The following is a 13,775-nucleotide window of genomic DNA, read 5'->3' as shown; positions in this document are numbered from 1 at the left end:
CTGGTGACCGCGCCGCCGTCGAGTGCGGCTTCCGCGTTGTCGGCCGCCAAGGGGTTGGCAGCCCTCGCGGACGGGGCCGCGAGGTGGCTGGTCGATGGTTGGGCCCTGCCTGCTCGTGCACAGCGGTCCTGCTCCTCGGACGGACGGGGTGGGGCTGTGGAGGGTGGGCGACGGTGTCGGAGCCTCGCGCTAGCCTCGGTACAGGCGTTCGATGAAGGGCTCGACGGCACGGGTGCCGGGGAGGGGTGGTGACGATGACGACGACGACGTCGGTGCCGCCGGCCCGGTCGGGTGCGGCCGCCTCGCCGGTCGCGATCTCCTCGCCGGTCTCGGGGGTCGCGCCCGTCGTGGCGTCTCCTGCTGCGCCGTCGCCTGCCGGGCCTGCACCCGGTGCGACGGCGCCCGCCTCGCCTGCGCCCGCCTCGCCCGCCTCGCCTGCGCCCGTCGCGCCCGCTGGACCGCCTCCTGCTGCGTCGCCGTCGGACGCCCCGGCTGCGTTACTGGGGTTGGTGGCTGAGGCGGTGGCCGCGCTGGGCTCGGGGGCGCCGGCGTCGGGCGCCGGGGGGTGGGGGCAGGCGGTGCGGGTGGGGGTGATCGCCGGGCTGGACGCGGTGATCAGGGACCTGACGGTGTATCGGGGGCAGGTGCTGCTGGCGCACCGGGAGGACGGGGGTTGGGGGACGGGGCAGGACCGGGACTTCGCGGACTGGCGCTCGCGGACCACCGGTGGTGGGCGGGGCGCGGCGACCGGGGAGCTCGTGGTCGCGGAGGGGATGGCGCAGATCCGGGCCCTGGGCGAGGCGGTCGCTCGGGGGGAGCTGGGGCTGGAGCACGCGAAGGCGCTGGCCCGGGTCCGCCAGGGTGCGTCGGGGCCGGTGAAGGAGGCGCTGTCGGGGGAGGTGGGGGCCGAGCTGGTGGAGAAGGGCAAGGGCCTGTCCGCGCCGGACCTGGCGAAGGAGGCGCGGAAGGTCGCGGCGCAGATCGATGCGGCGGCGGCGCAGGCGGACTTCGAGGCGGTGTGGCAGCGCCGGTCGGTGACGACCCGGCGCAGCGGCGGGGCGGCGACGGGGCAGTGGGTGCTGGACCCGGTGTCCGGGACGGTGGTGGCGACCGCGCTGGACGCCATCGTCGGGGTGCCGGGCAAGGAGGACACCCGCACGCGGGAGCAGCGGCTGGCGGATGCGTTGGTGACGATGGCCTCCCGGGTGCTGCAGGTCGGGGCGGACCTCAACGGTGCCCAGGTCCGCCCGCACCTGGCGGTGGTGGTCCAGGAGGAGACCTGGGCCGCCACCACCGCCCACCGGCGGGCGCAGGAGGCCGCCGACCGGGGCGCCGCGTTCGGCCTGACCAACCCCGACAACCACGAAGACGACGACACCGGGTGTGTGGGGGTGCGGCCCGCGCTGCGCCCGGTGGTGGGGCTGCCGGACGTGGCCCCGGCCGAGCTGGAGGACGGCACGGTGGTCCCGCTGGGGGAGCTGGGCCGGCTGCTGTGCGACTGCGAGGCCACCCGGGTGGTGCTGGACGCCGCCTCGGTGGTGCTGGACGTGGGGCAGACCCAGCGGACCTACACCGCCGAGCTGCGGCGGGCGGTGACGACCCGGGACCGGCGCTGCCGGTGGCCCGGGTGCACCATGAGGGCGTCGTGGTGCGAGGTCCACCACGTCCGGTGGTGGTCCCACGGCGGGGTGACGTCGGTGGCCAACGGGATGACCCTGTGCTCCTTCCACCATCACGTGCTGCACGCCCAGCACGTGCTCGTGGTCCCCGCCGGGGAGGGGTTCGCGTTCTACCACCGCGACGGGCACCTGATCGGGACCAGCCCGCACCCCCCAAGGGGGCCGCGCTCCACCCGGCGGGCGCCGGTCGCCGACGGGTACACCCCAGACCTGACCGGCACCCGCCAGCACCTCACCGACCCCCTGAACCGCGGCGGCCGCGCGCCCGACCCGCCTACCCGCGTTGACGGCAGACCGGGCCTCGCGCCCGGCGGACCGGGCGGGTTACCGGACGCCTCCAGAGGTCAACCCGGCGTCCAGGGGACAACCCTGCCCACCACCAGCCCCGGACCCGGCGGACGGACCGGCCCGGACACCCGAGATCCTGGCACCGCCACGCCCCCTGGCACCGGCCCCGCCGGGCAGCACCCCGCTCGGCCCCGCCAGGCCGGCACCAGCGCCGCACCCATGCTCTGGGACGACCCCACCGTCACCTGACCGGTTGCCAGTGATCGCTTGCTGGCCGTGCTGATCAGTCGCCGTCCCGACGTCTCGAACCGGGCGCGCGGCGGCGCGGCCGCGGTCGTAGCGGCGATGGTGCTGCCGTCGGTCCGGGTAGACCCGGCGAGGCGCCGACGAGCCGCCGCGCCGACCCCGACGGTGATCGAGGCGGTGCTCGCCTGAGGTGCCCTCGCTCAGTGCTGGACGAACGGCCGGGGCTCGGCGAGACCGGCCTCACGACGCACGGACCGGGACAGGCCCTCGATCGAGGCGAGCGCGTCGACGAGGTCGGTCACCGTGACCTCGAACGGCATCGCGTGGATCGTCTCCTCCTCGGCGGTGGCCGCCGTGGCCACCGTGCGCAGCGCGTCCTTCGCGTCGACGGCGAGGCCGACCTCGGTGAGCGTGTTCGGCAGGCCCACCCGGGTGGTGAAGGTGATGAAGTCGTGGACCTCCTGCGCCGGCGCGCCCTCGAGGACGAGCTGGGTGAGGGTGCCGACGTTGACCTTCTCGCCGTGGGTGAGGCCGTGCGTGTTCGGCACCGCGGTCAGCCCGTCGTGGATGGCGTGCGCGGCCGCCAGCCCGCCGGACTCGAAGCCGAGGCCGGAGAGCAGGGTGTTCGCCTCGATGACCTTCTCCACCGCGGGGGTGACGAGGTGGTCGCGCACGGCGGCGATCGCCGGCAGGGCGTACTCGTGCAGGATGTCCCAGGACAGCCGCGCCAACGCCGTGCCGGAGACGGTCGGCAGGCCGCCGGCCATCGTGGCCGAGCTCGCGGCCGCGACCGCGCGGGCCTCGGGCCAGGTGGCGAGCGCGTCCCCGACGCCGGCGATCAGGAACCGCACGGGCGCGTTCGCGACGAGCTGGGAGTCGACGAGCACGAGGTCGGGGTTGTGCGGGAAGAAGCGGTACTCCTCCATCGAGCCGTCCTCGCGGTAGACCACCGATAGGGCCGAGCACGGCGCGTCCGTCGAGGCGACCGTGGGGACCGAGGCCCAGCGGACGCCGGCCAGGTGCCCTGCGGCCTTGACCGCGTCGATCGTGCTGCCGCCGCCAACGCCGACCACGACGTCGGCCCCGGCCGACCTGGTCGCCTCGGTGAGCCGGTCGATCGTCGCCGCGGTGGCGTACCCGGCGAACCGCTCGCGGTTCACCGGCAGGCCGGCCGCCTCGAGGGAGGCGGTGACCGCCTCCCCGGCGAAGCCCCACACCTCGTCGTCGGCGACGAGGAGCGGGGTGGACCCGATCTGCTTGAGGAACTCCCCGAGGCGGGCCATCGCGCCGCGGCCCTGGACGTACCGGGCGGGGGCGATGAGGGAACGGATCTCGTTCGGCATGGAACTTCCTCCTGTGTCTGGCGTGCTTCCACCGACGACGGTACGGACCGCTCGCGCGGGTGCCGGGGGACTCCCGGCCCGGGTCGGGGCCGAGAGCCCCATGGCGAGCGTCACCTGGGACGGGCACGGGACCGAGGGTCGGGACGCGCGGGCACCGCTCCAGTGTCCGGGGGGCGGGTCGTCCTGTCACCGGTCCGCGGGCTCGCGCCGGCTCGTGACGGCGCGCTGCGACGGCGGGACCCGGGCGACGGCGGGACCCGGGCGACGGCGGCGGCTACAGTCCTCGCCATGAGCCCCGCCCGGGGACGACGGCGACCGGGAGCAGACATGGCACCGACACCGACCGGCGAGCTGCGGCGCACGGCCGAGGGCTACGACCTCGTCCTAGCCCGCACCTTCGCCGCACCGATCGACGACGTCTGGGCGAGCGTCACCGAGCCGGAGCGCACGGCCCTGTGGTTCGGCGCGTGGCGCGGCACCGCCCGGCCGGGCGGCACCATCGAGGTCCAGCTAGGCTTCGAGGACGGCGCTCCCTGGACGACGGCCCGCATCGAGGCGTGCGAGCCGCCGCACCGGCTGGCGGTGACGACGTCCGACCAGGCGGGGAGCTGGCACCTCGAGCTCCTGCTCGCCGAGGCCGGCGGCACGATCGAGCTGCGGCTCGTCCACCACCTGACCTCCACGGCCGGGGTCGGGGACATCGGACCGGGCTGGGAGTACTACCTCGACCTGCTCGTGGCCGCACGGGACGGGTCGCCGCGGCCCCGCTTCGAGGACTACCACCCATCGACCTCGGCGCACTTCGAGCGGCAGGCAGCCGCCCTGGCGTGAGGCCACTTCGAGCGGCAGGCAGCCGCCCTGGCGTGAGGCCACCGGCCGTCGTCGGACGGGCCGGCACCCGCCGTCGTCGGGACGGCGCCGAGCACCCGCCGTCGTCCCGACGGCGCCGAGCACCCGCTGTCGTCCCGACGGCGCCGAGCACCGGCAGTCGTCCGGACGGCCCCCGCCTACCCCGACCGGCGTAGGGCAGGGTCCGACTCCCGGCAGAGGCGCGCGAGCGGCCCGGGCGGCCAGCATGGGCGGATGACCGCCACCGACCGGACGTCGCCCCGCACCAGCCGCCCGCGGCTGCGGCTGCGGCCGACGGTGCACAAGCTGGTGCTGCTCGCGCAGATCGCCGCAGCCGGGACCTGGCTCGGCGCCGACGTCGTCATGGCCGTCCTCGTCCTCACCGTCTTCACCGGCGCTGGCGTCGACTCGCTGGCCGCGCTCGTCGCGCTCGGGACGTACGCTCCGGCCACCCTCGCCGCGGCCGGCCTCCTCACCCTGGCCACCGGCGTCGTCCTGGGGCTCGGGACGAAGTACGGCCTCGTCCGCTACTGGTGGGTGGCGGTCAAGCTCGCGCTCAACGTGGTCCTGGTCGCCCTCGTCTTCGTCCTCCTCGCCCCCGAGCTCGGCGCGCTCGGCGGCGCCGCCGGGGACGCCCTCGCCACGGGCACGCGGCCGCGCCTCGAGCTGACCAACCTGCTCTTCCCGCCGGTGGTCTCGACGACGGCGGTCCTGACGGCCATGACCCTCGCCGTCCTCAAGCCCTGGGGGCGCCGGGGGCTGGCGCGGCGGCGCCGGTCGGTGCCGGCGGGCGGTGCAGCCGGCGGGTGACGGGCAGGTCACGGTCGCGTAACGGATCCAGCACGCCGGGTGCACCCGCCCGCCGTCGCCCCTAGCCTGACGACCGAGCGGAACGGGCAGGGGCAGCACCCGTGGAGCAGCGCGGACGCCACGGGGTGGTGCTGGTCCGTCCACCACGAAGGGGTGCGCGATGCGACGGTCGGCGGCAGCCGCCGCGGTGGCGGCGACGATGCTCCTGGCCGCGGCGTGCTCGGCCGCCGGCGGCGCCGAGGACGACGTCGTCGAGCTCGAGTTCTTCCAGTTCAAGCCCGAGGCGTTCGCGACGTTCAACGGGCTCGTCGAGCAGTTCAACGCCACCCACCCCGACATCCGGGTGCGGCAGAACCAGGTCCCCGACGCCGAGACCGCCATCCGCACCCGCCTGGTCCGGGAGGACCTGCCGGACGTCATGACGCTCAACGGCAACGCGACGTACGGCGAGATCGCCTCGGCCGGCGTCCTCTACGACTTCTCGGGCGAGGAATCCCTGACCGAGGTCAGGCCGGCGATCCTGGAGATCCTCCAGGACCTGGGCCGGTACGAGGAGCAGACCAACGGCATCCCGCTTGCCTCCAACGCCAACGCCTTCGTCTACAACAAGGAGATCTTCGCCGAGCACGGGCTGGAGCCGCCGCAGACGTGGAGCGAGTTCCGCACCGTCGTCGAGGAGCTGGCGGCGGCCGGGGTGCAGCCGTACGCGCTCACGCTCGTCGACGCGTGGACGACCATGCCCTACTTCAACCAGCTCGCGGCCAACCTCGTGCCGGAGGACTTCTTCGACCGGCTCGCCGAGGACGAGGCCTCGTTCCAGGAGGCGTACCCGCCCGTCGCCGACGCCCTGCTCACCCTGACCGAGAACGGCAATGACGACGCCGCCGGCCTCGGGTACGACGACGGCAACCGGCTCTTCGCCAACGGGGAGTCGGCGATCCTCATGCACGGCAGCTACGTCATCCCGGCGGTGCGCGCGCTCAACCCGGACCTCGACCTCGGCTCCTTCGCCCTGCCGGCCACGGACGACCCAGCCGAGACCAAGCTCGTCTCCGGCGTCGACGTCATCCTCACCATGGGCGCAAACCCGCGCCACGAGGAGGAGTCCCTGGAGTTCATCCGCTTCCTGATGGAGCCGGAGAACATCCAGCGCTACGTGGACGAGCAGTCCGCAGTGCCCACCCTGGAGGGGCTCGAGCCGTCCGACCCGACGGTGGCGGAGGTGTTCCCGTTCTTCGAGCAGGAACGGGTCACCTCCTACGTCGAGCACTCCATCCCGCCCGCGGTCAACCTGCAGCCGCTCACCCAGGCCTTCCTGCTCTCCGGGAACAGCGACCGGTGGCTGCGGGAGCTGGACGAGGAGTGGGACAAGGTCGCCGCGCGCAGCAGCTTCGGGACCGAGCCGTGAGTCCCGCGCAGCGGCTTCGGGACCGAGCCGCGACCGCGCGCAGCGGGCAGCGGGCACGACGGCCGGGCGGGATCGGCCGAGCAAGCAGCCGTGACCCCGGGCAGCAGTCTCGGGACCGAGCCGTGACCGCGCGCACCGGGTAGCGGGCCGGACGAGGAGGAGGAGGGACACGGTGGCCACCACGACCGAGGCCCGCGAGCAGGCCGGGGCCGGGCAGGCCGGGGCGGGGATGTCCGCCGTCCGTGGCCGCCACAACCGCACGCACCCGACGTTCTACTGGATGGTGGTGCCCGCCGTCGTCCTGTTCTTCGTGCTGCACACCCTCCCGCTGCTCCAGGGCGTCTTCTACAGCTTCACGAACTATGCCGGGTACGGCGAGTGGGAGTTCGTCGGCATCAACAACTACCTGGCCCTCTTCCGCGACGACCGGGTCCTGGACGCCTACCTCTTCACGTTCCAGTTCGCCGTCGTCGCCACGATCCTCACCAACGCGATAGCGCTGGCGATCGCCGTCGGGCTCAACGCCAACATCAAGCTCCGGAACACGCTGCGCGGGGTGTTCTTCCTGCCCAACGTCCTGCCGATGCTGGTCGTCGGGTACGTGTTCAGCTACCTCTTCGCCAGCGTCCTGCCGGTGCTCGGGCAGAACTTCGGGATCGAGGCAATCTCGTCCAACATCCTCGGCAACGAGAGCCTGGCCTGGGTCGGCATCGTCGTCGTCGCGGTGTGGCAGGCGGCGGCCTTCAACATCATCCTCTACCTCGCCGGCCTGCAGACGATCCCCACCGAGGTCTACGAGGCGGCCTCGATCGACGGCGCCGGCCCGTGGCGCCGGTTCTGGACGATGACGTTCCCGCTCATCTCCCCGTTCTTCACCATCAACATGGTGCTCGCGCTGAAGAACTTCCTTATGGTCTTCGACCACATCGTCGCCCTGACGAACGGCGGCCCGGGCAACGCGACGACGTCGATCTCGCTGCTCATCTACCGCGGCGGCTTCCAGGGCGGGGAGTTCGCGTACCAGACGGCCAACGCCGTCGTGTACCTCGTCGTGATCGTGGTCCTGTCGATGTTCCAGCTGCGGTTCCTGCAGCGCCGGGAGGTGGCGGCCTGATGTCCGACCAGCAGGGACTGTCCCTCGAGGGGAACGCGGCGACGGCGGCCGCGGAGCGTGCGGCGGGCACGGCGCCGGAGCGGCGCTACCGCAAGGACCGGCGGGGCGGGACCAGCTGGCCGCTCACGGTGATCATGGTCCTGCTGACGGTGAGCGTGTTCTTCCCCCTGTACTACGTCGTCGTCACCGCACTGAAGACCCCCGAGCAGCTCACCGGCGCCGGCCTGGGGCTGCCGGACCCGTTCGCCTGGGGCAACTTCGCCGAGGCGGCCCGGCTGACGAACTACCCGCGGGCGGCGCTGAACACCGCCGTCGTGACCGTCCTCGCCGTCGCGCTGACGCTGGTGTCCAACTCGATGGTCGCCTACGCGATCTCCCGGAACATGGACAAGCCGTTCTTCAAGGCCCTGTACTACTACTTCGTGGCGGCGCTGTTCGTGCCCTTCCCGATCATCATGCTGCCGCTGGTCAAGCAGACCTCGACGCTCGGGCTGTCCAACCAGGTGGGTCTCGTCCTGCTGTACGTCGTCTACGGGCTGGCGTTCAACATCTTCGTCTACGTGCGCTACCTCAAGTCCATCCCGCGCGAGCTGGAGGAGGCGGCGCTGACCGACGGGGCGAGCGTGTGGACGACGTTCTGGCGGATCATCTTCCCGCTGCTCGGGCCGATGAACGCCACCGTCGGGATCCTCACGTGCATGTGGGCGTGGAACGACTTCCTGCTGCCGCTGGTCATCCTTGGCAACCCGGAGAGCTATACGCTCCAGCTGGTCCAGTACGTCTTCCAGGGGCAGTTCAGCACCGACTACACGCTCGCGTTCGCGTCCTACCTGATGGCGATGGCGCCGCTCGTGATCGTGTACATCTTCGCCCAGCGGTGGGTCATCTCCGGGGTCATGCGCGGCTCCGGCAAGTGACGGCCGCTCACCTTTGGCAAGTGACCGCTCACCGGCCCACGAGCGTGGGTACCGTCGTGCCATGCACCGGTACGCGGCGCTCCTGCGCGGGATCGCGCCGAGCAACCCGAACATGACCAACGACAAGCTGCGCGGGGTGTTCGAGGGGCTCGGCCTGGAGGACGTGGGCTCGGTCCTGGCGAGCGGCAACATCGTCTTCAGCAGCCCCGCGACCGACGTGCCCGTCCTCGAGCGGCGGGTCCAGCGGGCGCTCGCCGAGGAGCTCGGCATCCCCGGCGGCACGATCATCCGCGCGCATACCGAGCTGCGCGCCCTCCTGGACAGCGACCCCTTCCCGGGGCTGACGCACGGCCGCGGCACCTACCTCACCGCGACGTTCCTCAAGGACGGCGCCACCGCCCCGGTGCGGCTGCCGGAGCAGCCGGACCCGTTGACGCGGGTCGTCGGCTACAACCCGGCGGCCCGCGTCTTCCTCGCGGTCATCGACAACAGCGACCCCGGCAGAACCCCGGACTTCATGTCCTGGCTGGACCGGACCTACGGCAAGGACATCACCACCCGGACCTGGCTCACGGTCCAGCGGATCGTCAAGAAACTCGAGGGCTGAGGCTCGCGGGGCCGGCGCCGGGGCCGGGGGGCGGGCTCGGGTGGCGGGGGCGTCAGCGCCGACCGGCGTCGACGAGGTCGCGGACTGATCCCGACAGGGTGACGCCCCTGCGCGCCGCACGTAACTCCTCGATGACGCTGGCGGTGTCCTCCACCCGGTCATCGGCGGGCACCAGGCGGGCCACCCGGCGGCCGTGCCTGGTGATCGTGAAGGAGTGACCGCGAGCGACGTCGTCGAGGAGCCGCGAGAAGTGCGTCCGCGCCTCGGTGGAGCTAACTGTCTCCATGCGAGCCAGGGTAGGTGCAGCCGGGTCAGTCCCGCTGGAGCCTGGTCGGTCCGCTGGAGCCCGGCCGGTCCCGCACGGCGCGCCGAGCGTCTCAGCGACGGCGCAGCGCCCAGGCGAGGACGGCGATCGCCAGGACGAGTTGCCCGCCGGTGGCCAGCCGGTTGACGTCGACCGACGGCCGCCAGTGCACCTCGCCCCCGCGGACGACGTACGCGCCCACGGGCCTGGCGCGCACGCCGAAGCCGCCGCCGCCCCCCTCGCCGGACTCCTGGTCCGAGGGCCCCTCGCCGCCGCCGAACCCCATGCCGGAGCCGCCCATCACCTTCGCGACGGGGATGACCGTCGTGTCCCCGCTGGTGTACGGCTCGCCGAAGACCCGGCGGACGGTGAGGACGTCCTTCGCCGCCCCGGTGACCATGTCCACGCTCGCGCCGCCTGGGTGCTCCATCGCTGGCTCCTCGGACCCGCCGGTGCGCGGGCTCGCAGACCCCGCCGGGCCCGACGGCGGTCGCGGTCAGCGTAGGCGCCCGCGCCCGGCTGCCGGGAGAGATCCGCGCTCAGTCTCCGCGCTCGACGAGCCGCAGCAGCAGGCCGCGCAGCTGCTCGGCCTCGGCGGCGTCGAGCGCGCTGCCGAGCACCGCCTCGACGGCCCGGGGGTCGTCGAGCTCGGCGAGGGCCGCGCGGCCGGCGTCGGTGAGGGCGACGACGTGCCGGCGCCGGTCGGCGGCGTGCCGCTGCCGCGCGACGTACCCGGTGCGCTCCAGCCCGGCGAGCATCCGGCTCGTCGTCTGCTCGGTCACCCGCAGGTCGGCCGCGAGCTCGCGCTGGGACCGGGGGCCGCCGGCGAGGACCGCGAGCACCGGGAGGGAGGCGTGGGTCAGCGACCACCGCTCGAGGTAGGCGTCCCACCGTCGCTCGACCCGCCGGGCGGCGGCGGAGAGCAGCCGGCCGGTCGGCCAGCTCTCCGGCGGCGTCGCGGTCGCGTCGCCGGGCGCCGGCCACGCCCCCGGACTTCGAGGATCCCGACCGCCCGGGACGCTCGGGCCGCCCGGCACCTCGTCCTGCCTCACCGGCCCATCGTCGCAGGTGCCGGCGGGCCGGTTGAGCGCTCGCGCTTGCGGTGGACCCTCACCCTGGCTTGCAGCGCGTCCCTCCGCCCCACAATATTGGTCAGCATGCTGAGCATCGACTCCGCGGTCCTCCCGTGACCCACGCCGCCGGCCCGACCGCCCCCCGCGCCAACCGCGGCCGCGGCGTCCTGCGCGGGCTCCTCCTGGTCGCCGTCCTCGGCCTGTGGCTGGTCGTCGGCTACCTCGGCGGCACGGCCCAGGGCACGCTGTCGCAGGTCCAGGAGAACGACCAGGCCGCCTTCCTGCCCGCCAGCGCCGAGTCCACCCTCGCCGCCGAGGCTGCCCGGGAGTTCGAGGACGGGCAGAGCCTGCCGGTCCTCGTCGTGATGACCTCGAGGGCCGGGGCCCTCACCGCGGAGCAGGTGGCCGCGGCCCAGGCGTTCGCCGAGGAGGTGCCGGGCCTGCCGCTGCCGGACGGGGGTGACCTCGAGGACGCCCTCGCCGGTCCGGTCGTCGCCGTGCCCGCCGAGGACGGCGAGGCGGTGCTCGTCCCCGTCGCCCTCGACGCCGAGGTCGCCAACGAGGCCGTCGGCCCCGACGAGGAGCGCCTCGTCAACGTCACGGTCGACGCCCTGCGCGAGCTGGCGGCCGGCGAGCTCGCCGACGCCGGCCTCGAGGCGTGGGTGACGGGCCCGGGCGGGTACGTCGCCGACCTCGTCGAGGCCTTCGCCGGCATCGACGGGATCCTCCTGCTCGTCGCGCTCGCCGTCGTCCTCGTCATCCTCGTCGTCGTCTACCGGTCCCCGGTCCTGCCGCTGACGGTGCTGCTCACCGCCGTCTTCGCCCTCTGCCTGGCGGCGCTGGTCGTCAAGCCGCTCGCCGGCGGCGGCGTCCTCGCCCTCAACGGCCAGAGCCAGGGGATCCTGTCGATCCTCGTCGTCGGCGCGACCACCGACTACTCCCTGCTGCTCGTCGCCCGCTACCGGGAGGAGCTCGGCCGGCACGAGCGCCCCGCCGCCGCGATGCGGGCCGCGTGGCGGGCCTCGCTCGAGCCGGTCCTGGCCAGCGCGGGCACCGTCGTCGCCGGCCTGCTGTGCCTGCTGCTGTCCGACCTCGGCTCCAACGCCAGCCTCGGCCCGGTCGCGGCCATCGGCATCGTGTCCTCGGTGCTCGCCGCGCTCACGCTGCTGCCGGCGCTCCTCCTCGCCGCCGGCCGCCGGTCCCGCGCGGTGTTCTGGCCGCGGATCCCGCGCCTCCCGCGGCACGCCGCGGACCCGGGCGAGGCGCCCCGCCGCGCGGGCCTGTGGGCGCGGGTGGCCCGGTTCGTCAGCGCCCACGCCCGGCCGGTCTGGGCGGTGACCGCCGTCGTCCTCCTCCTCGGCGCGGCGTTCGTGCCGACCCTGCGGGCGGAAGGCACGGGGGAGTCGGAGGTCTTCCTCAGCGACGTCGAGGCGGTGGCGGGGGAGGAGGTGCTCGCCGAGCACTTCGACGCCGGGCAGGTCCAGCCGGTCACGGTCGTCGTCGCCGAGGACCGGGCCGAGGAGGTCCTGGTGGCCGTCCGGGCTCTCGACGGCGTCGCGGGCGCCGAGGTCGTCGTCGAGGGTGCCGGCGGGGCCGGTGCGGGGATCGGCGGTCCGCCGGGCGGCGGGCAGCCCGGCGAGCAGGCCGACGGCGGGCAGCCGGGCGGCGGGCCCGACGGCGGGCAGACCGAGCCGGTCGTCGTCGACGGGCGGGTGCTCGTCGAGGTCACCACGGACGCCGGCGCCGAGACGCAGGAGGCGGTCCAGGCGGTGCGGGACGTGCGCGCCGCCGTGCACGACGTCGACCCGGACGCCCTGGTCGGCGGGGCCGCCGCCGAGCGGCTGGACACGCAGGAGACCGCGGCGCGGGACCTGCGCACGATCATCCCGGTCGTCCTCGCCGTCATCTTCGTGCTGCTCGTGCTCCTGCTGCGCGCGGTCGTCGCGCCGCTGATCCTCCTGCTGGCCAACGTGCTGTCCTTCGCCGCCACGATGGGGCTGTCCGCGGTCGTGTTCAACCACGTCGCGGGCTTCCCCGGCGCCGACCCCACCGTGCCGCTGTACGGGTTCGTCTTCCTCGTCGCCCTGGGCATCGACTACTCGATCTTCCTCATGACGCGGGTCCGCGAGGAGTCGCTCGTCCACGGCACGCACGACGGCGTCCGGCGCGGCCTGGCGGTGACCGGCGGGGTCATCACCTCGGCGGGCCTGGTGCTCGCGGCGACCTTCAGCGCGCTCGCGGTCATCCCGCTGCTCTTCCTGGCCCAGCTCGCGTTCATCGTCGCGGCCGGCGTCCTCATCGACACCCTCGTCGTCCGCAGCCTGCTGGTGCCGGGCCTCGTGCACGACGTCGGCCGCCGGTCCTGGTGGCCGTGGCAGTCCCGGGTGCCGGCCGACTGAGTCGCTGGCGCGGCCCGCTCGCCCGACGAGCTCGCCGGCACGTCCGGCTCCCCGCGCACCGCCGAGCGTCCCGCCCACGACAGGTGCGCGGACGACGCGGGTACCCGTCCGCCGTCGCCGGTCACTCCCGTGGTGACGTCCCCGCCGGGCTCAGAACGCCGACCGGGCCGGTCCCGGGACCCGGGCCGACCGTCCGCGGGCGACGCAGGCGGCGATCGCGCCGGCCAGGAGGGAGCCGAGGAGGCCGGCGGCGAGGTCGCCCACGGTGTCGTCGTAGCCGACGTGGATCTCGGGGTCGCCGTAGGTGTGGCCCACCCACTCGCCGAGCTCCCACAGCACGGCGAGCGTCGTCCCGACGGCGGTGGTGGCGAGGAGGGGGGCCGGTGCGGGCGCTCAGCCGCGGCCCGCGCCCGGCCGGCCAGCCCCCGGCCGGGCCGCCCGGGGCGGTGCCGGCGAGCAGCACGACCGTGACGACGGCGAGGAGTCCGGTGACGAGCGCGTGCGCCGCGACGTCGAGCCCGGGGACGCGCTGGTAGCCGCCGAGGAGCGCCACCCACGCCGCGGCCACCAGCACGAGGAGGGTCAGCGCCTGGAGCTGCCCGGGCAGCGGGACCAGCCGCACCACCACCACGCCGAGGAGGACCAGGGCGAACAGCGCCACCGCCACGTGGCCGTACCACCCGCCGGCCAGCAGGCTGAGGACGGCCGCGGCGCTCGCCACGTCCGCGCCGGCCCGGG

The 13,775-nt window shown here is 74.4% G+C and carries 14 protein-coding genes; 9 read left to right on the top strand and 5 right to left on the bottom strand.

Annotated features, from left to right (window positions below; all coding sequences use genetic code 11):
* The first annotated feature begins 509 nt into the window (after positions 1–509).
* Positions 510–2,216, top strand: a complete 1,707-nt coding sequence (locus tag MF406_RS18820; RefSeq protein WP_305852977.1) for an HNH endonuclease signature motif containing protein — start codon at positions 510–512, stop codon at positions 2,214–2,216.
* 27 nt (positions 2,217–2,243) lie between these two features.
* Entirely contained in the window at positions 2,244–2,402 is a 159-nt protein-coding gene (locus MF406_RS00505) for a hypothetical protein (RefSeq protein WP_242896061.1), read from the top strand.
* 11 nt (positions 2,403–2,413) lie between these two features.
* Here the strand turns inward: MF406_RS00505 and MF406_RS00500 are convergent, their stop codons facing one another.
* Complete coding sequence (locus tag MF406_RS00500; protein ID WP_242896060.1) at positions 2,414–3,556, bottom strand: glycerol dehydrogenase; 1,143 nt, start codon at positions 3,554–3,556, stop codon at positions 2,414–2,416.
* A 327-nt stretch (positions 3,557–3,883) separates the two neighbouring features.
* On the opposite strand from MF406_RS00500, the gene MF406_RS00495 reads away from it, so the two are divergent.
* The 6 genes from MF406_RS00495 (at position 3,884) to MF406_RS00470 (ending at position 9,261) form a co-directional block, all read left to right on the top strand.
* The gene (locus tag MF406_RS00495; protein ID WP_242896058.1) at positions 3,884–4,387 is read left to right on the top strand and encodes an SRPBCC family protein; all 504 of its coding nucleotides are present in this window, start codon (positions 3,884–3,886) and stop codon (positions 4,385–4,387) included.
* 252 nt (positions 4,388–4,639) lie between these two features.
* On the top strand, positions 4,640–5,215 hold the full coding sequence (locus MF406_RS00490) for a hypothetical protein (RefSeq protein ID WP_242896057.1): 576 nt from the start codon (positions 4,640–4,642) through the stop codon (positions 5,213–5,215).
* 160 nt (positions 5,216–5,375) lie between these two features.
* Positions 5,376–6,623 carry an ABC transporter substrate-binding protein gene (locus MF406_RS00485; protein ID WP_242896055.1) on the top strand — a complete coding sequence of 416 codons (1,248 nt, stop codon included), beginning with the start codon at positions 5,376–5,378 and terminating at the stop codon, positions 6,621–6,623.
* Positions 6,624–6,852: 229 nt separating this feature from the next.
* Positions 6,853–7,737, top strand: a complete 885-nt coding sequence (locus MF406_RS00480) for a carbohydrate ABC transporter permease (RefSeq protein WP_371744682.1) — start codon at positions 6,853–6,855, stop codon at positions 7,735–7,737.
* Entirely contained in the window at positions 7,737–8,654 is a 918-nt protein-coding gene (locus MF406_RS00475; RefSeq protein WP_371744550.1) for a carbohydrate ABC transporter permease, read from the top strand. Before MF406_RS00480 ends, MF406_RS00475 begins: the two co-directional genes overlap by 1 nt.
* 61 nt (positions 8,655–8,715) lie before the next feature.
* Positions 8,716–9,261, top strand: a complete 546-nt coding sequence (locus tag MF406_RS00470) for a DUF1697 domain-containing protein (RefSeq protein ID WP_242896052.1) — start codon at positions 8,716–8,718, stop codon at positions 9,259–9,261.
* Positions 9,262–9,313: 52 nt separating this feature from the next.
* On the opposite strand, the gene MF406_RS00465 is transcribed toward MF406_RS00470, so the two are convergent.
* The 3 genes from MF406_RS00465 to MF406_RS00455 form a co-directional block, all read right to left on the bottom strand.
* Entirely contained in the window at positions 9,314–9,547 is a 234-nt protein-coding gene (locus MF406_RS00465; protein WP_242896051.1) for a type II toxin-antitoxin system Phd/YefM family antitoxin, read from the bottom strand.
* Between the two features lie 91 nt (positions 9,548–9,638).
* Positions 9,639–9,995: a spore germination protein GerW family protein gene (locus MF406_RS00460; protein ID WP_242896050.1), complete on the bottom strand. Its 357-nt coding sequence runs from the start codon at positions 9,993–9,995 to the stop codon at positions 9,639–9,641.
* Positions 9,996–10,104: 109 nt separating this feature from the next.
* The gene (locus MF406_RS00455; protein WP_242896049.1) at positions 10,105–10,617 is read right to left on the bottom strand and encodes a MarR family winged helix-turn-helix transcriptional regulator; all 513 of its coding nucleotides are present in this window, start codon (positions 10,615–10,617) and stop codon (positions 10,105–10,107) included.
* Between the two features lie 134 nt (positions 10,618–10,751).
* On the opposite strand from MF406_RS00455, the gene MF406_RS00450 reads away from it, so the two are divergent.
* Entirely contained in the window at positions 10,752–13,037 is a 2,286-nt protein-coding gene (locus MF406_RS00450; RefSeq protein ID WP_242896047.1) for an MMPL family transporter, read from the top strand.
* A gap of 150 nt (positions 13,038–13,187) precedes the next feature.
* Here the strand turns inward: MF406_RS00450 and MF406_RS00445 are convergent, their stop codons facing one another.
* Positions 13,188–13,376: a hypothetical protein gene (locus MF406_RS00445; protein WP_242896046.1), complete on the bottom strand. Its 189-nt coding sequence runs from the start codon at positions 13,374–13,376 to the stop codon at positions 13,188–13,190.
* Positions 13,377–13,775 lie beyond the last annotated feature (399 nt).

The organism is Georgenia sp. TF02-10, from assembly GCF_022759505.1.
Lineage (GTDB): Bacteria > Actinomycetota > Actinomycetes > Actinomycetales > Actinomycetaceae > TF02-10.
Note: the sequence above shows the minus strand (reverse complement) of the source record. Positions and strands in the feature narration are given on the sequence as shown.

What these genes read in the sequence shown, in the direction of transcription:
- MF406_RS00460 (WP_242896050.1), bottom strand. Translation starts at nt 9,995, where the DNA reads ATGGAGCACCCAGGCGGCGCGAGCGTGGACATGGTCACCGGGGCGGCG.
- MF406_RS00480 (WP_371744682.1), top strand. Translation starts at nt 6,853, where the DNA reads ATGTCCGCCGTCCGTGGCCGCCACAACCGCACGCACCCGACGTTCTAC.
- MF406_RS00500 (WP_242896060.1), bottom strand. Translation starts at nt 3,556, where the DNA reads ATGCCGAACGAGATCCGTTCCCTCATCGCCCCCGCCCGGTACGTCCAG.
- MF406_RS00495 (WP_242896058.1), top strand. Translation starts at nt 3,884, where the DNA reads ATGGCACCGACACCGACCGGCGAGCTGCGGCGCACGGCCGAGGGCTAC.
- MF406_RS00470 (WP_242896052.1), top strand. Translation starts at nt 8,716, where the DNA reads ATGCACCGGTACGCGGCGCTCCTGCGCGGGATCGCGCCGAGCAACCCG.
- MF406_RS00490 (WP_242896057.1), top strand. Translation starts at nt 4,640, where the DNA reads ATGACCGCCACCGACCGGACGTCGCCCCGCACCAGCCGCCCGCGGCTG.
- MF406_RS00475 (WP_371744550.1), top strand. Translation starts at nt 7,737, where the DNA reads ATGTCCGACCAGCAGGGACTGTCCCTCGAGGGGAACGCGGCGACGGCG.
- MF406_RS00465 (WP_242896051.1), bottom strand. Translation starts at nt 9,547, where the DNA reads ATGGAGACAGTTAGCTCCACCGAGGCGCGGACGCACTTCTCGCGGCTC.
- MF406_RS00485 (WP_242896055.1), top strand. Translation starts at nt 5,376, where the DNA reads ATGCGACGGTCGGCGGCAGCCGCCGCGGTGGCGGCGACGATGCTCCTG.